The organism is Kribbella sp. NBC_00709 (genome assembly GCF_036226565.1).
In the GTDB taxonomy this organism is placed as follows: domain Bacteria; phylum Actinomycetota; class Actinomycetes; order Propionibacteriales; family Kribbellaceae; genus Kribbella.
In genome coordinates this window covers 6,908,159-6,923,570 of sequence record NZ_CP108996.1, presented here as the reverse complement: position 1 = coordinate 6,923,570, position 15,412 = coordinate 6,908,159, and the positions used below count along the sequence as shown (strand labels likewise).

At 69.1% G+C, this 15,412-nt stretch carries 12 protein-coding genes; 7 read left to right on the top strand and 5 right to left on the bottom strand.

The features are described 5' to 3' along the window. Positions 1-27 precede the first annotated feature (27 nt). Positions 28-1,494: a glycine hydroxymethyltransferase gene (locus OHA18_RS33830; RefSeq protein ID WP_328999417.1), complete on the top strand. Its 1,467-nt coding sequence runs from the start codon at positions 28-30 to the stop codon at positions 1,492-1,494. Positions 1,495-1,545: 51 nt separating this feature from the next. On the opposite strand, the gene OHA18_RS33825 is transcribed toward OHA18_RS33830, so the two are convergent. Beyond that, positions 1,546-3,102, bottom strand: a complete 1,557-nt coding sequence (locus OHA18_RS33825) for a DHA2 family efflux MFS transporter permease subunit (RefSeq protein ID WP_328999416.1) — start codon at positions 3,100-3,102, stop codon at positions 1,546-1,548. Positions 3,103-3,164: 62 nt separating this feature from the next. Here OHA18_RS33825 and OHA18_RS33820 point away from each other — a divergent pair, with 62 nt between their 5' ends. Beyond that, positions 3,165-3,635, top strand: coding sequence for a GbsR/MarR family transcriptional regulator (locus OHA18_RS33820; RefSeq protein WP_328999415.1), 471 nt, complete (start codon positions 3,165-3,167; stop codon positions 3,633-3,635). Between the two features lie 921 nt (positions 3,636-4,556). On the opposite strand, the gene OHA18_RS33815 is transcribed toward OHA18_RS33820, so the two are convergent. The 4 genes from OHA18_RS33815 to OHA18_RS33800 form a co-directional block, all read right to left on the bottom strand. After that, positions 4,557-5,684 carry an amidase gene (locus tag OHA18_RS33815; RefSeq protein ID WP_328999414.1) on the bottom strand — a complete coding sequence of 376 codons (1,128 nt, stop codon included), beginning with the start codon at positions 5,682-5,684 and terminating at the stop codon, positions 4,557-4,559. A gap of 111 nt (positions 5,685-5,795) precedes the next feature. Continuing rightward, positions 5,796-7,580 (bottom strand): glycoside hydrolase family 9 protein, encoded by a 1,785-nt coding sequence (locus OHA18_RS33810; RefSeq protein WP_328999413.1) that lies wholly within the window; start codon positions 7,578-7,580, stop codon positions 5,796-5,798. Positions 7,581-7,655: 75 nt separating this feature from the next. Further along, positions 7,656-8,849, bottom strand: coding sequence for an MFS transporter (locus tag OHA18_RS33805; protein ID WP_328999412.1), 1,194 nt, complete (start codon positions 8,847-8,849; stop codon positions 7,656-7,658). Then, positions 8,846-9,415, bottom strand: coding sequence for an ArsR/SmtB family transcription factor (locus tag OHA18_RS33800; protein WP_328999411.1), 570 nt, complete (start codon positions 9,413-9,415; stop codon positions 8,846-8,848). The genes OHA18_RS33805 and OHA18_RS33800 overlap by 4 nt, the downstream gene beginning before the upstream one ends. A 411-nt stretch (positions 9,416-9,826) precedes the next feature. On the opposite strand from OHA18_RS33800, the gene OHA18_RS33795 reads away from it, so the two are divergent. From OHA18_RS33795 to OHA18_RS33775, 5 genes are all read left to right on the top strand, one after another. Further along, positions 9,827-11,518 carry a nitrite/sulfite reductase gene (locus OHA18_RS33795; RefSeq protein WP_328999410.1) on the top strand — a complete coding sequence of 564 codons (1,692 nt, stop codon included), beginning with the start codon at positions 9,827-9,829 and terminating at the stop codon, positions 11,516-11,518. Between the two features lie 219 nt (positions 11,519-11,737). After that, positions 11,738-12,424 carry a phosphoadenylyl-sulfate reductase gene (locus tag OHA18_RS33790; RefSeq protein ID WP_328999409.1) on the top strand — a complete coding sequence of 229 codons (687 nt, stop codon included), beginning with the start codon at positions 11,738-11,740 and terminating at the stop codon, positions 12,422-12,424. After that, the gene (gene cysD, locus OHA18_RS33785) at positions 12,421-13,320 is read left to right on the top strand and encodes a sulfate adenylyltransferase subunit CysD (protein WP_328999408.1); all 900 of its coding nucleotides are present in this window, start codon (positions 12,421-12,423) and stop codon (positions 13,318-13,320) included. The genes OHA18_RS33790 and cysD overlap by 4 nt, the downstream gene beginning before the upstream one ends. Further along, complete coding sequence (locus tag OHA18_RS33780; protein ID WP_328999407.1) at positions 13,320-14,606, top strand: sulfate adenylyltransferase subunit 1; 1,287 nt, start codon at positions 13,320-13,322, stop codon at positions 14,604-14,606. Before cysD ends, OHA18_RS33780 begins: the two co-directional genes overlap by 1 nt. Next, a complete protein-coding gene (locus OHA18_RS33775; RefSeq protein WP_328999406.1) occupies positions 14,603-15,400 on the top strand; it encodes a sirohydrochlorin chelatase in 798 nt (265 codons plus the stop codon). The genes OHA18_RS33780 and OHA18_RS33775 overlap by 4 nt, the downstream gene beginning before the upstream one ends. Positions 15,401-15,412: the final 12 nt, after the last annotated feature.

The following is a 15,412-nucleotide window of genomic DNA, read 5'->3' as shown; positions in this document are numbered from 1 at the left end:
CCCACTGCAACCGCAGGAGAGACAACGATGCCTGAATCCTCCGACACCGCCGCATCCTTCGACGCTGCCGCCGCGTCGGCCGCGTACAACAACGCGCTGCAGGTGATCGCCGCGGTCGAGCCGACCATCGCCGGCGCGATCAAGGCCGAACTGGCCGACCAGCGGTCCTCGCTCAAGCTGATCGCGAGCGAGAACTACGCCTCCCCCGCCACCTTGCTGACGATGGGCAACTGGCTCTCGGACAAGTACGCCGAGGGCACCATCGGCCACCGCTTCTACGCCGGCTGCCAGAACGTCGACACCGTCGAGCAGACCGCCGCCGACCACGCGCGGGCCCTGTTCGACGCCCCGCACGCCTACGTCCAGCCGCACTCCGGCATCGACGCGAACCTGGTCGCCTTCTGGGCGATCCTGGCCCAGCGGATCGAGTCCCCGGCGCTGGCCGAGGCGGGCGCGAAGCACGTCAACGACCTGACCGACGAGGACTGGACCAAGCTCCGCAAGGCGCTCGGCGACCAGAAGATGCTCGGCATGTCGCTCGACGCCGGCGGCCACCTGACACACGGCTTCCGGCCGAACATCTCCGGCAAGATGTTCAACCAGCACTCCTACGGCACCGACCCGGAGACGGGCCTGCTCGACTACGACGAGGTCGCCCGCAAGGCCCGCGAGTTCAAGCCGCTGATCCTGATCGCCGGCTACTCGGCGTACCCGCGCAAGGTGAACTTCGCCACGATGCGGGAGATCGCCGACGAGGTCGGCGCGACGCTGATGGTCGACATGGCGCACTTCGCCGGCCTGGTCGCGGGCAAGGTGTTCACCGGCGACTTCGACCCGGTCCCGCACGCGCACGTCACCACGACCACGACGCACAAGTCGCTGCGTGGCCCGCGCGGCGGCATGGTGCTCTGCCAGCCGGAGTACGCCGAGTCCGTCGACCGCGGTTGCCCGATGGTGCTGGGCGGCCCGCTGAGCCAGACGATGGCCGCGAAGGCGGTCGCGCTGGCCGAGGCGCGGCAGCCGTCGTTCCAGACCTACGCGCAGGCCGTCGCCGACAACGCGGTCACGCTCGCCGAGGGCCTGATGAAGCGGGGCGTGAAGCTGGTCACGGACGGCACCGAGAACCACCTCGTGCTGCTCGACGTTTCGTCGTACGGCATCACCGGCCGGCAGGCCGAGTCGGCGCTGCTCGACGCGGGCATCGTCACCAACCGCAACGCCGTACCGCGCGACCCGAACGGCGCCTGGTACACCTCGGGCGTCCGGATCGGTACGCCGGCGCTCACCACGCGGGGCTTCGGCGCCGACGAGTTCGACCGGGTCGCCGAGCTGATCGTGGACGTGCTGTCCGCCACCACCCCGACGACCACGTCCGCGGGCGCGCCGTCGAAGGCGAAGTACGTCCTGGCGGACGGCGTCGCCGACAAGACTCGCGCCGCCTCGGCCGAGATCCTCGAGAAGCACCCGCTGTACCCGGGCCTCGTGCTCAACTGACGCCAGAACAGCAGCGCCCGCTCACCCCACCGGGAGCGGGCGCTGCTGCTTTCAGGCGTCCTGTTTCTGGACGCCGACCAGGGCGTCCTGTGGCGGCTTCGCGACCCGTTGCGGCATCAGCGTCGCCGCCAGTACGGCGCCCCCGACTCCGATGCCCGCCGATACCCACATGGTGGTGTTGAGGCTGGTCATGAACGCGTCCCGGACGCTGCTCAGCAACTCGGTCGAGCCGGTCTTCGTCGCCACTGCGAGCCCACCGCTGACTCCCTTCTCGACCGCGTCGGCGGCCTGGGCGGGCAGACCGGTCGTGTCGACGTTGTTGCGGTAGACCGAGTTGAGCACCGTCCCGAGGACCGCCACACCGACCGTGCCGCCGACCTGACGGAACGCCTGCAGCAGACCGGATCCGGTCCCCGCCCGCTCCGGGTCGAGTACGCCGAGCGCCGCGTTCATTGCCTGCGGCATCGAACAGCCGAGACCGAACCCGACGACCACGAACCAGATCGCGGTGTACCCGTATCCGGTACTGAGGTCCGTGAAGGCGCCGAGGACGTACCCGGCCGCCATCACCACGAACCCGATCAGCACCACCACCCGGGTGCCTGCCTTTGCCTCCACCGGTTCGGCCACCTTCGCGCCGACCGTCAGCCCACCGATGAACGGCAGCAGCTTCAGGCCGGTGTGCAGCGCATCGGATCCGTTGATGCCCTGGAAGTACTGCGGCATCGTGAACAGCAACCCGAAGATCGCGCACCCCGCGACCGTGAGCAGCACCGCGCCACCGGTGAACACCCGCTCGCCGAACAACCGCAGCTCGATCAGCGGCTCGGTGTTCCGCCGCTGCCACAGCAGGAACCCTGCCAGCAGTACGACGGCCAGCCCGACGAAGGCCAGCGTGACACCGGCGGTCCACGAGGTCTCGCCGGCCTTCGTCACGCCGTACACGAGCGACGCGAGACCGGCGCTGGAGAGCACGATGCCGAGCCAGTCGATGGCCGGCCGCTGCGAGCTCCGCGTCTCCGGCACCAGCAGCGTGACCGCGACGGCCGCGATCAGCGCGATCGGCACATTCATGAAGAAGATCCACTGCCAGCCGGTGTGGTCGAGCAGCAGGCCGCCGACGATCGGGCCGAGCGGCATACCGATGCTGTTGGCAACAACGAAGAAGCCGATCGCCTTCTGCCGCTCCTGCTCGGTCCGGAACAGCACGGTGATCAGGGAGAGCGCGACCGGGACGATCATCGCCGCGCCGATGCCGAGGAAGGCCCGGGCCGCGATCAGGGTCCCGGCCGAGTCGGCCAACGCACAGGCCAGCGAGGCGGCGCCGAACAGGGTGAGCGCGATCGCGATGATCTTGCGCCGCCCGTACCGGTCCCCGAGCAGACCGGCCGGCAGCAGGAGCGCCGCGAGTACGAGGTTGTAGCTGTTGGCCATCCACTGCAGCTGGCTGGTGGAGGCGTCGAGGTCCTTGGCCAGCGTCGGTAGCGCGACGTTGAGCACGGTCGTGTCCAGGCCGAGGACGAGGACCGCGAGACAGAGCGCGATGAGTACTCCGAAGCGGCGGGCGCCGGTCAGCGTCGGCCCTTCGGCGTCGGGGGTTGAGGTCATGAATACAAATTATCAGAAGTTTGTGATAGTTGCGATAAATCAAATCACTGTAAGCTTCAACCATGGCGCAGGAACCGAGCCCGGAACAGATCAGCCAGTTCGTCGAGCGGTTCGCCGGCGTCCTGGCCAACAGCGGCGTCCCGACGATGTCCGCCCGGGTGATGGGCGCGATGCTGGTCAGCCCGAACGGCACGATGACCGCCGCCGAGCTGGCCGGTGCCCTGAAGATCAGCCAGCCGGCCGTGTCCGGCGCGGTCCGCCAACTGCTCCAGGTCTCGTTCATCACCCGCGAGCGGCTGCCCGGCTCCCGCAAGGACCACTACCGCATCCGGGAGGACGTCTTCGCCGCGATCCTCGAGCGCCGCAACCAGGGGCTCGGCGAGTGGGAGTCGACCAGCCGCTCCGGCGCGGAGCTCTTCGGCCTCGACACCCCCGTCGGCCAACGCCTCACCGAGGCCGCCGACTTCTTCGCGTTCATCCACACCGACATGGACCAGATGATCAAAGGGTGGCGGGCGGAGCATCCGCGGTGAGGCGCCGCGAGGCCAAGAAGCTCGTCGGTACGGCGTGGCTGGACAGCGAGTACCGAACGCGGTGGGAGACGCGCATCATGCGTCGACGCGTCCCGCTGTACCGCTTCGGCATCGCCGCCCTGCGCGCGCTGAACGCCGTCACCGGTGGACCCGACCGGCCGTCCCTGAAGGTCACCCGGTGGGAGCGGATCGGCCCGCACGGCAAGACCTTCGTGATGGACAAGCTTGAGACGATGACCGGTCGGACGGATCATCCGGTGACTTCGCGGGCCGAGCTGCGGGCACGGACCTCGTTCGCGTCGCGGCTGGCGCGGGCGGTGTCGGCGGACGAGTGGCCGCAGATCATCGCGGAGTACGAACGCCGCCGCCGCGGTGAGCGTCCGCAGTACCGCTATGTCGGGCATCGGCCGCTGAACGCGCAGTCGCACGCGCTGATGGATGAGGCGTGGGTCCGCGGCGAGCTGCCGACGGATCCGTACCGGGCGTGGAACGTACTGAAGTTCGACGACGAAGGGGCGTTCTACAGCGAGTTCTTCACCGACGGTGGGGCGCGGGGATATCCCGGCGGCGAGACGAACGCAGGCTTCCGGCTGGGCCGGATCATGTTCGACGTCAGCTGGCGGGAGAAGGCGTCGCTGTCCGGTGAGCTCCACGTCCTCCGCCGCAGCCGGGTCCTGCGCGCCAAGGAACTGTTCAAGTTCCTGCGTACGGAGCTGAAGGAAGCGATCCGGCCGCCCGCCCCCTCGACCACGCCGACCGCCGCGGCCCGCCACGATGTCTACACCCCGGAGGTCGTTGCCGCCGTCTCGGACTTCGTGAAGCCCGAGCCGCTCCGCTCCCCTACCGCCCGCGGCGAAACCACGCCGAACCGAACCCTCGCGTCAGCGATCGACGTCGTGGCCAAGGCACTCCCGCCACCGGTCAACGGATCGGTGGCGGCAGGAGGGCTACCTGGAGCTGCCGAGCCATCGCAAGGGCAACCGCATCCGAACCATGCGGCGCGACCACCTGAGCGCCCACCGGCAACCCGTCCGCCAGACCGGCCGGGACACTCACCGCGGGATGCCCAGTCACGTTGAACACCCAGCACGGATCCCCGGTCACGATGCTCTCCTCGTGCTGATCGTAGCCATGAGCAACAGTCAACGTGGTCGGCGTAACCAGCAGATCCACCTCGGCAAACAGATCGGCGAGCGCGGTGTTGTTGTGGTCGCGGATCTGCCGAGCCCGGTTGGCCGCAGTCGCGCTCGCACCCCGTCCGTTGTCCAGCCCGGACAGCACCTGCCACGCCTCGTCCGTCGACTCGAGCTCCAGAGGTACGTCGACCAACTCGACGCCGGCCTCCGTCAGCCGGTCGCGCAGCACCCGGTCAACAGCCGGATCCGCCGGACACGCACCAAGCGTCGCCCGATACGCAACCCGCCACGCACCCCGATCCTGCGGCGCTGGGACCGGCCAGTGCGGTAGGGCGGTTGGATCCAGGCGGTGCGGGCCGCTGGCGATGCTCGTGGCAACGATCACGTCGTCGAGGTCCGCGCCGATGAACCCGGCGGTGGTCAGGCCGCCGAGTGGACGACCGCCAGGCCGTGGGATGCGGCCGTACGTGCCCTTGAAGCCGACCACACCGCAGAACGAGGCCGGGATCCGCAACGACCCACCGCTGTCACCACCCGTCGCAAGCGGTACGACGCCGGCCGCCACAGCCGCCGCCCCACCGGCGGTCGAACCGCCAGGTGATCGCGACAGGTCCCACGGATTGCGGGTGTAGTCCGTCCCGTTCCACCCGAAAGTCAGCGACTGTGCACCCGGCCGGGCCCGGGTAGACCACCCGATCGGCACCGCGCCGGCGGCAACCAGTCGAGCGATGATCGGCGCGTCCGCCGGCGTCCGCGACTTGATCAGGAACGGTACTCCGGCCAACGGCCCACCCGGCTGCACCCGCTCAGCTGCAGCCAGCGCCCCAGCATCCAACTCCTCCAGGAAGTGCAGCACCGGATCAAGCCGCTCAGCCGCAGCGACTGCCTCCGCGACGACCTCAACCGCACTCACAGCCCCAGATCCAACAGCGGCCGCAATCCCACGCGCAGTACGGAGACGACCCGTCATCCCGCGAGGAGGACTTCGTCGAGGGTCAATTCCCAGCCGGCCACCCGCGCGAGTTTACGTCAGCGCATAGACCGCGATCGCGGCGAAGTCGTCGGCCGGTTCGGCGGTCTGCCAGGACCGTACGTCGTCCACGTACCGCGAATCGTGACCGGTGTACTGCGCATACGGATCGGACGCATCCGATGGGCACGGAGTCATCCCGTCCAGATAATCGTCGAGGCCGTCCGTGAAAAGATCGGCGGAGTTCGGGCCGTTGACGACCGCTCCGGTGAGCTCGTGTCCGGTGATGTTCGCGATCTGATGGTGTGGGCAGCGTTCGAAGTCCTGGCCCACGCCGATCATGAACGAGACGCCCCAAGCATTCGCCCCGAACGCCCAGTCGAGCTGCTGCTGCCCGAACGCGTCGTACCGGTGGTCGCCGGTCGCCCGCGCATACAGGCGAGCAGTCGTAGCCAGCCCGAACGTGTGCGGTACGGCGTCGAACTCGGCGTACTGCGCTCCCGCCCGGAACGGATCGGCCGCCGACCGCGCCGCCCCGATCTCCAACTGGGATCGCAGATCCCCGGCCAGCTCGCGCACCAACGGCCGATCGGTCCGCGCCGCCTTGATGAGATCCGCATGCGCCAGCGCGCTCACGTCGTACAGGTTCAGCGTGTCCCCGCCGGCCTCATGCTCGAGGTACTGCGAAGCCCAGTACCCGGCCTGCTTCAGCCAACCCCCAGCCCGCGGATCACCCAAACGCTTGGCTGCCAACGCCAGCTCGGTCGCACCGAGCTCCAGGTCATCCCGCCACGCCGTCTCCGGATAGAACGCGAACGGCAGCGACGTCACCAACTGCCCGACACTCTTGGTCTGCGCCTGCGCGAAGATCTGCGCGGCCGTCTCGAGATGCCGGCGCGCATCCGCACGGTTCGGCTCGACCTGCGCGGCCAGCGCGAACGCCGCCGCCGTGCGGCCGGCCAGGTTGGGACTGATCGGCTTGCCCGGCGCGGCAGCGCGGAACACCGGCCGGTTCCGCAGGAACCGCTCCGACGGATCGGTGAGGTGGTCGTCGACGCCCGGCAGCCGCCAGATGTCGTGGTCGCCGATGTACGTCTCGGTGTCGTTGCCGGCCCCGACGCCGACCTGGATGTACAGTGTCCCGGTCCGCTGGTCCCACATCTTGTCCAGCCAGTCCAGCCCGTGCCGCGCCTCCGCGAGGACCTGACGATCCGGCTTGTCCCGAACCGATGCCCACAGCAACGACTCCGAGTACGCCGCGATGTGCGTGAACTTCAGGTAGTCGCCCGCGTCGTACCAGCCACCGCTGACGTCGACCGGGCCGCCGATCCGCTGCAGCTCACCCACCGTCTGGTCGCTGTCCGGATCCACGAACTCAGGGATCGCGTAGACCAACGCCTTCGAGTCATTGCGGTGAGCGGTGTCCCGCTGCGCCGTGAAGAACTGCACAGCCTTGTCCTTGGCGCTCGTCAGCAGCCGATCCGACGACGCACGCACGTCGAACCCGGCCGACGCGACCCCCGGCACCTCGATCCGGTAGTGACCGGGCACCTTCAGCGCGGACAGATCCAGCTGATAGACGTGCGGGTACGCCGCGTTCCACTCCCCCACGTCCTTGCCGACCCGACCGCTGAGCACGCGCCGCCCGTACCGGTCGACGACGTCGAATCGACTCGCGACCCCACGACTCAGAACGTACGCCGCCTTGCTGTCGAACGCGCCGTACCCGAGCTGGTTCACCCGCACTGCTCCACCCGGTGCGGCCTGCGCCGTACTCACCGGTCCCACCGCCAACGCGGCGGCCACCACGATCGCCCCGACCCGACGCCACGACCTCACGATCTCCCCAATCGTTAGGAAGGTTTCCTATCGCTGATCGGGACGGTAGCGCACCGGCCTGCCGGAGTACAGACCTCAGCGGTTGACCCGGACCGCGGCCCACAGCACCAGCGTGGCGAACAGAACCCCGACCAGCGCGCACGCGATCGGGATGCTCGACACGCTGATCAACGCGCCGAAGCCGGTCATCGCGAGCGGCATGATCGCCTCGTCGGACAGGTTCACGATGCTGAAACTGCGACCCAGGTACGCCGGGTCGACGGACTGCTGGAACGCCGCCGACAACTGCGCGGACGCGATCCCGGCCGTGCAGCCGATCATCGCCATCGCGACGAAGATCCCGTACTTCGGCACCACGCCGATCATCGCGCAACCGGCCGCCTGGACGACCAGCACGAGCAGCCCCGACCGGGCGAGATCAGCCGGCTTCCAGCGCATCGCCACCACGGCCCCGGCCGCCGCCGCGATCCCCGAGCACGCCTCGAACCATCCGAACCAGGCCGAGCCCCACCCTGCGACATGCGTGCGTTGCACCAGGCCGACAGCCAGGACCGGACCGACACACAGATTCAGCCCGGAGAACGCGATCACCAACGTCCGCGCCCGGCCGTCCCGCTTCAGGTAGGCGAACCCGTCGCGCAGATCCGCGCGGATCGACCGGCCGGTCGAGACCGGCTGCGGGAGCCGAGGCTTCACCAGGAACGCCAGTGCTATCGCGATCACGACGAAGGACACGGCATCGGCGACCATCACCGTGACCAGCCCGCCGTGCGCGACCAGCAGACCGCCGAGCGGGGCGCCCGCGAAGATCGCCAGCCGCTGCGCGAGCTGCGAACCGGCCGACAGCTTCACCAGGTCCTCCGACCGGACCATCCGCCGCGGCAACGTGCCGGAGGCCGGGGTGTACAGCGCGTCGACCGCGCCGAACACGACCGCCACGGTGAGCAGTACGGCGAGGGACAGTCCCGAGACCGCCACCACGATCGAAGCGACCGTGAGTACGACGATCCGGGCCAGGTTGGCGAGGATCATCGTGCGCCGGCCGTCGAACCGGTCCGCGAGCGCGCCGCCGTACAGCAGGACGAGCGCCTTCGGCAGCGCACCGATGCCCATCACCAGACCGGCGCCGGCCGGGGTCGTGACCTGGGCGGCGCTCCACGCGAGGCCGACGAACCAGGCCATGTCGCCGGCCTGCGACACCGCGGCCGACATGATCCATCCGTGCACCCGACGGTCTCTCCGGAGCGGCGGGAAGACCGTCGTGCTCATGGTCGCGCCGGGACCGCGTGGGCGAAGAAGAAGACCCGGTGGGCATCCTCACCTTCGGCGGGATTGTCGTGGTACTCGCGGACCAGATCCTCGATCCGCTCACTCAGCTCGACCAGCTGCTCGGACGTCAATGTGAGCCATCTCTCGGTCGCGTACGCCGCCCGCACCCAGGGCTCGTCGAACTCGTACCGGATGTCGAACCACTGGCGCACCTTGCCGACGTGATGGGCCAGGTTCTGATCCTCGGCGGTGGCCGCGACCAGCTCGCCGGCCGGGTCGCCCTGGGCGTCCGCGATCGACCACGAGTACGACGACGTGTCGCCGAGCTTCCACCAGCGCTCGCGGCGGTTCTTGGCCAGCTCAGGGGCCTCGACGATCACCCCTGCCGCGCTCAGAACCTTGAGGTGGTGACTGATGTTGCCGACCAGTTCGCCGGTGGCCTCGGCCAGCCGGGAGGCGGTCGCGGGGCCGTCGAGGTGGATCAGATCGAGCAGCCGGCGGCGGAGCGGATGGTGGATCGCGGCGAGCACGGACGGCGTCACGGTCCGGCGGTTGGCGGGTGTCATGGACGGCACCGTAGCTTCCACAAGAACTCTTGTGCAAGAGTTCTTGTACGACAGGTTCCACGCCCGGATCAATCTCGACCAGACTGCTAGAGATAGCCACATCGTGAGATCGGGTCTCAGGATTCAGGATTGACAGTTGCAAAGTCCGGCTCTGACGCTGACGCTTGTGGACATGCTCGCTGCCCTCTCCACCCACCTCGTAGGTCGCATTCATGTCGACCTCGGGCGGATGCGCAGCGCCATCTGTTGTCCTTCGATGTTCTGACAGCCACCCTGCCCGGGCCAACGACGGCCCCCTGATCCCTCCCGATCACCGCTGGGTGCGCACCGCGCGGAACGCATCGAATCGACGACGCTTCGATCCTGCCGCCCTCGGTGAGCACCTGTCACGAGGACAAGGACACGCCCCCGATGACTGCTGGCGTCACCTCTCCGGCTGCCCGTAAACCCGCCCGCCCGCGCAAGGGCAAGGGCGAAGGGCAGTGGGCGCTCGGCTACCGCGAGCCGCTGAACAAGAACGAGGAGAACAAGAAGAACGACGACGGCCTGAATGTCCGGGCCCGGATCGAGAACGTCTACGCGCACCGGGGCTTCGACTCGATCGACCCCGCCGACCTGCGCGGCCGGTTCCGCTGGTGGGGGCTGTACACCCAGCGCAAGCCCGGCATCGACGGCGGCAAGACCGCGACGCTGGAGCCGGAAGAGCTGGACGACCGCTACTTCATGATGCGGATCCGGATCGAGGGCGGCCAGCTGACCACCGAGCAGCTGCGGGTGATCGCCGAGGTCTCCACGACGTACGCGCGCGACACCGCCGACATCACCGACCGGCAGAACATCCAGCTGCACTGGATCGCGATCGAGGACGTGCCGGCGATCTGGCAGAAGCTCGAGGCGGTCGGGCTGTACACCACCGAGGCCTGCGGCGACGTACCGCGCGTCGTCATCGCCAGCCCGGTCGCCGGGATCGCCGCGGACGAGATCATCGATCCGACGCCGGCCATCGACGAGATCGTCTCGAAGTACATCGGGTCGGACGAGTTCTCCAACCTGCCGCGGAAGTTCAAGACCGCGCTGACCGGTCACCCGTCGCACGACGTCGTACCCGAGGTGAACGACATCGCGTTCGTCGGTGTGGTGCACCCGGAGCACGGCCCCGGCTTCGACCTGTGGGTCGGCGGCGGCCTGTCGACGAACCCGATGCTCGCGCAGCGACTGGGGACCTGGATCCCGCTGGACGAGGTCGCCGAGGCCTGGTGGGGCGTCACCAGCATCTTCCGCGACTACGGGTACCGGCGGCTGCGGACCCGGGCCCGGCTGAAGTTCCTGCTGGCGGACTGGGGTGTGGAGAAGTTCCGTGAGGTGCTCGAGGAGAAGTACCTCGAGCGGAAGCTGATCGACGGGCCCGCGCCCGAGGTTCCCGCCGTACAGGGTGATCACGTCGGCGTGCACCAGCAGAAGGACGGCAAGTTCTTCGTCGGTGTCGCTCCGGTCGTCGGCCGGGTCTCCGGCGCCAAGCTCGCGCAGGTCGCCGACGTGGTCGCGAAGCACGGGTCGGACCGGATCCGGACCACCGCGCAGCAGAAGCTGCTCGTGCTCGACGTCGAGGAGTCGCAGGTCGACTCGCTCGTCGCCGAACTGAACGCGCTCGGGTTCCAGGCGAACCCGTCGGCCTGGCGGCGGAACACGATGGCCTGCACCGGCATCGAGTTCTGCAAGCTGGCGATCGTCGAGACCAAGGCCAAGGCGGCCCAGCTGATCGACGAGCTCGAGGAGCGGATCCCGGAGCTCGACGTACCGATCACCGTGAACGTGAACGGCTGCCCGAACTCGTGCGCCCGGATCCAGGTCGCGGACATCGGCCTGAAGGGCCAGCTGGTGATGGATGCCGATGGCAACCAGGTGCCGGGCTACCAGGTGCACCTCGGCGGCGGCCTCGGCCTGGACGCCGGCTTCGGCCGGAAGCTGCGTGGTCACAAGGTCACGGCGGACGACCTGACCGACTACGTCGAGCGCGTCACCCAGAACTACCTCAAGGAGCGCAACGAGGGCGAACGCTTCGCCCAGTGGGTCACCCGAGCGGACCAGGAGGCACTTACGTGAGCGAGCGCAGCGAGGTCACCAGCAAGCACAGCAGTGCATCGCTCATCGACGCCGCAGCGAAGCGAGGACGGCGATGAGTGAGCGTGCGGCACCTCTGTACTGCCCTTACTGCGGGGACGAGGACCTCAGGCCCTCCGAAGAAGGCCATGGCGCGTGGGAGTGCCGGCCGTGTGCACGGGTGTTCCAGCTGAAGATGATCGGGTTGCGGGTGACGGTGGAATGAGTACGGATCTGAAGACGATCGCCGAGGAGGCGAACGAACGTCTCGCCGACGCGTCTGCGGTGGAGGTGCTCGCCTGGGCGCGGGAGACCTTCGGCGATGACCTGGTGGTGACCGCCTCGATGGCCGACGGCGCGCTCCCCCATCTGGCGGCGCAGGCGGCGCCCGGTGTCGACGTACTGTTCCTCGACACCGGCTACCACTTCGCCGAGACGATCGGGACCCGGGACGCGGTGGCCGCGACGCTGCCGATCCACCTGATCAACGCGCTGCCGAAGCAGACGGTCGCCGAGCAGGACGCGGAGTACGGCGAGAAGCTGCACGACCGCGACCCGAACAAGTGCTGCGCCCTGCGCAAGGTCGAGCCGCTGAACCGCTACCTGTCCGGCTACAAGGCCTGGGTCACCGGCATCCGTCGCGAGGAGGCGCCGACCCGCGCCAACACCCCGGTCGTCGAGTACGACGAGAAGCGCGACATGGTCAAGCTCAACCCGATCGCCCCGTGGACGCAGGACGACCTGGACACGTACATCCAGGACAACGGCGTACTGGTCAACCTCTTGCAGTACGACGGCTACCCGTCGATCGGCTGCGAGCCCTGCACGCAACGCGTCGCGCCGGGCGAAGACGCCCGCAGCGGCCGCTGGGCCGGCACGGGCAAGGTCGAATGCGGGTTGCACACATGACCGCGACCGTGACAGAGCTCGACGCTCTCGAGAGTGAATCCATCTTCGTGTTCCGTGAGGTGGCGGCGGAGTTCGAGCGGCCGGTGATCCTGTTCTCCGGCGGCAAGGACTCGATCGTGATGCTGCACCTGGCCCGCAAGGCGTTCTCGCCGGCCGGAGTGCCGTTCACGCTGCTGCACGTCGACACCGGGCACAACTTCCCCGAGGTACTGGCCTACCGCGACGCGGTCGTCGAGCAGCTCGGGCTGCGGCTCGAGGTCGCGCTGGTCGCGGAGTACATCGCCGACGGCCGGCTGCGCGAGCGTACCGACGGCACCCGGAACCAGCTCCAGACGATTCCGTTGCTCGACGCAATCAACGGGCACCGCTTCGACGCCGTCTTCGGCGGTGGCCGCCGCGACGAGGAGCGGGCCCGGGCGAAGGAGCGGATCTTCAGCCTGCGCGACGAGTTCGGGCAGTGGGACCCGCGGAACCAGCGGCCGGAGCTGTGGTCGCTGTACAACGGCAAGCACCGGCCCGGCGAGCACGTGCGGGTGTTCCCGCTGTCGAACTGGACCGAGCTCGACATCTGGAACTACATCGAGCGCGAGCAGATCCCGCTGCCGAGCATCTACTACGCACACGAGCGGGACGTGTTCGAGCGCGACGGCATGTTGCTTGCCGTCGGCCCGTACTCGCAGCCGCGCGACGGCGAGTCCGTTGCCAAGCGCACCGTTCGGTACCGCACCGTCGGCGACATGTCCTGCACCGGCGCCGTGGCCTCCGAAGCCCGGACTGCCGCCGAGGTGGTCGTCGAGGTCGCGGCCAGCGAGATCACCGAGCGCGGCGCGACCCGCGCCGACGACCGCGCCAGCGAGGCCGCGATGGAAGACCGCAAGCGAGAGGGGTACTTCTGATGAGCACCCTGTTGCGTCTGGCAACCGCAGGATCGGTGGACGACGGCAAGTCGACGCTGGTCGGCCGGCTGCTGCACGACTGCAAGGCGATCCTCGCCGACCAGATCGCGCACGTGAAAACGGTCTCCGAGGCCCGCGGCGGCGACTTCGACTTCGCGCTGCTCACCGACGGCCTGCGGGCCGAACGCGAGCAGGGCATCACGATCGACGTCGCCTACCGGTACTTCGCCACCGACAAGCGCTCGTTCATCCTGGCCGACTGCCCCGGGCACGTGCAGTACACCCGCAACACCGTCACCGGAGCCTCGACGGCGGACGTGGTGATCATCCTCGTCGACGCGCGGCACGGCGTACTCGAGCAGACCCGGCGGCATCTGGCCGTGGCCGGTCTGCTCCGGGTGCCGCACGTCGTACTCGCGGTGAACAAGATCGACCTGGTCGGCTACGACGAGGCCGGGTTCACCAAGATCGCCAAGGACGTCAACGAGGTCGCCGACCAGCTCGGCATCGCCGACGTCCAGGCCATCCCGGTCTCCGCACTCGTCGGCGACAACGTGGTCGACAAGTCCGCCGCGACGAGCTGGTACGACGGCCCGACGCTGCTCGAGTACCTGGAGAACGCCGGCGGGCGGATCGACAACTCGCAGCAGCCGCTGCGGTTCCCGGTGCAGTACGTGATCCGGCCGCAGACCGACGACGAGTACCGCGACTACCGCGGCTACACCGGTACGGTTGCCTCCGGCACCGTTTCGGTCGGCGACCAGGTGATCGTGCTCCCGGCGGGTCGCCGTACCTCGGTCTCCGGCATCGACCGGGCCGTGGTCACCGCGACCTCGACCACCGTCGTCGAGCGGCCGTCCGCGGTCGCCGGTGAGGCGGTCACGGTCCGGCTCGCCGACGACCTCGACGTGGCCCGCGGATCGGTCATCGTGGCCGCGGAGGCCTCCCCCGGCACCCGCCGGGAGCTGGCCGCCACCGTGAGCTGGCTGTCCGACCGGCCACTGACCGTCGGGGCCCGGGTGCTGATCAAGCACACCACCACCACCGCGCAGGCGATCGTCACCAAGATCACCGGCGCGCTGGACCTCGACACGCTCGGAGTCATCGACGCCACCGAGCTCGCACTGAACGACATCGGCAAGGTGCAACTCAAGATCGCCGCACCGCTGGCCGCCGACCCGTACTCCAGCAACACCATCACCGGATCGTTCCTGCTGATCGACGCCCACGACGGGTGGACGCTGGCAGCCGGCATGATCGACGACGAAGAAGGGGAACTGCTGTGACTGCTCCAGCGCTCGTGATCCTCGCCCACGGCAGCCGCGACCCGCGCTCGGCCGCCACCGTCCACTCGCTGGTGAAGTGCCTGCGCGAGACGCGTGACGACCTGCGGATCGAAGCCTCCTTCCTCGACCACTGCCCGCCCACGCCGTACCAGGTGATCGGCAAGCTCGCCGCCGAGGGTGTGGAGGAGGTCGTCGTCCTCCCGTTGCTGCTGTCGTCGGCGTACCACGCGAAGATCGACGTACCGGCCGTCGTCGACGAGGCGCGCTCGCGGTTCCCGGGGCTGCGGATCATCGCGTCCGACGTGCTCGGGTACGACGACACGCTGCTCGACGTACTGGACCGCCGGATGCGCGCCGAGCTCAAGGACGGGCGGGTCCGCGAACTGGACGCGCTGGTGCTGGCGTGCGCAGGCTCGAGCGACTCGCACGCGAACGCGAGCGTCACGCGCCTCGCCCGGCTGTGGGGTCAACGGCACAAGCTCCCCGTCACGGCCGCCTTCGTCTGCGCCGCCTCCCCGTCGCCCGCCGAGGCTGTCCTCAAGTGGCGCCTCGAAGGCCGCCGGCACGTGGCGGTCGGGTCCCTGTTCCTCGCGCCCGGCGTACTCCCGGACCGCGCCGAGTCCACCTCCCGCCGCGCCGGCGCCGTCGCCGTCTCCGCACCGCTCGGCGTCAGCGCCGAGGTAGCCCGCCTCGTCCTCCTCCGCTATGGCGTAGCCGGCCTCGACCTCCTCACCCTCGACCCGGCCCCCCGCCCGGTCATCATGACCCGCCCGGAGCTGGTCCGCACCGCCTGACCCTGCACGCAG

Coding starts and splice junctions, on each gene's coding strand:
- OHA18_RS33795 (WP_328999410.1), top strand. CDS start 9,827: ATGACTGCTGGCGTCACCTCTCCGGCTGCCCGTAAACCCGCCCGCCCG.
- OHA18_RS33790 (WP_328999409.1), top strand. CDS start 11,738: ATGAGTACGGATCTGAAGACGATCGCCGAGGAGGCGAACGAACGTCTC.
- OHA18_RS33800 (WP_328999411.1), bottom strand. CDS start 9,415: ATGACACCCGCCAACCGCCGGACCGTGACGCCGTCCGTGCTCGCCGCG.
- OHA18_RS33805 (WP_328999412.1), bottom strand. CDS start 8,849: ATGAGCACGACGGTCTTCCCGCCGCTCCGGAGAGACCGTCGGGTGCAC.
- OHA18_RS33825 (WP_328999416.1), bottom strand. CDS start 3,102: ATGACCTCAACCCCCGACGCCGAAGGGCCGACGCTGACCGGCGCCCGC.
- OHA18_RS33780 (WP_328999407.1), top strand. CDS start 13,320: ATGAGCACCCTGTTGCGTCTGGCAACCGCAGGATCGGTGGACGACGGC.
- cysD (WP_328999408.1), top strand. CDS start 12,421: ATGACCGCGACCGTGACAGAGCTCGACGCTCTCGAGAGTGAATCCATC.
- OHA18_RS33830 (WP_328999417.1), top strand. CDS start 28: ATGCCTGAATCCTCCGACACCGCCGCATCCTTCGACGCTGCCGCCGCG.
- OHA18_RS33820 (WP_328999415.1), top strand. CDS start 3,165: ATGGCGCAGGAACCGAGCCCGGAACAGATCAGCCAGTTCGTCGAGCGG.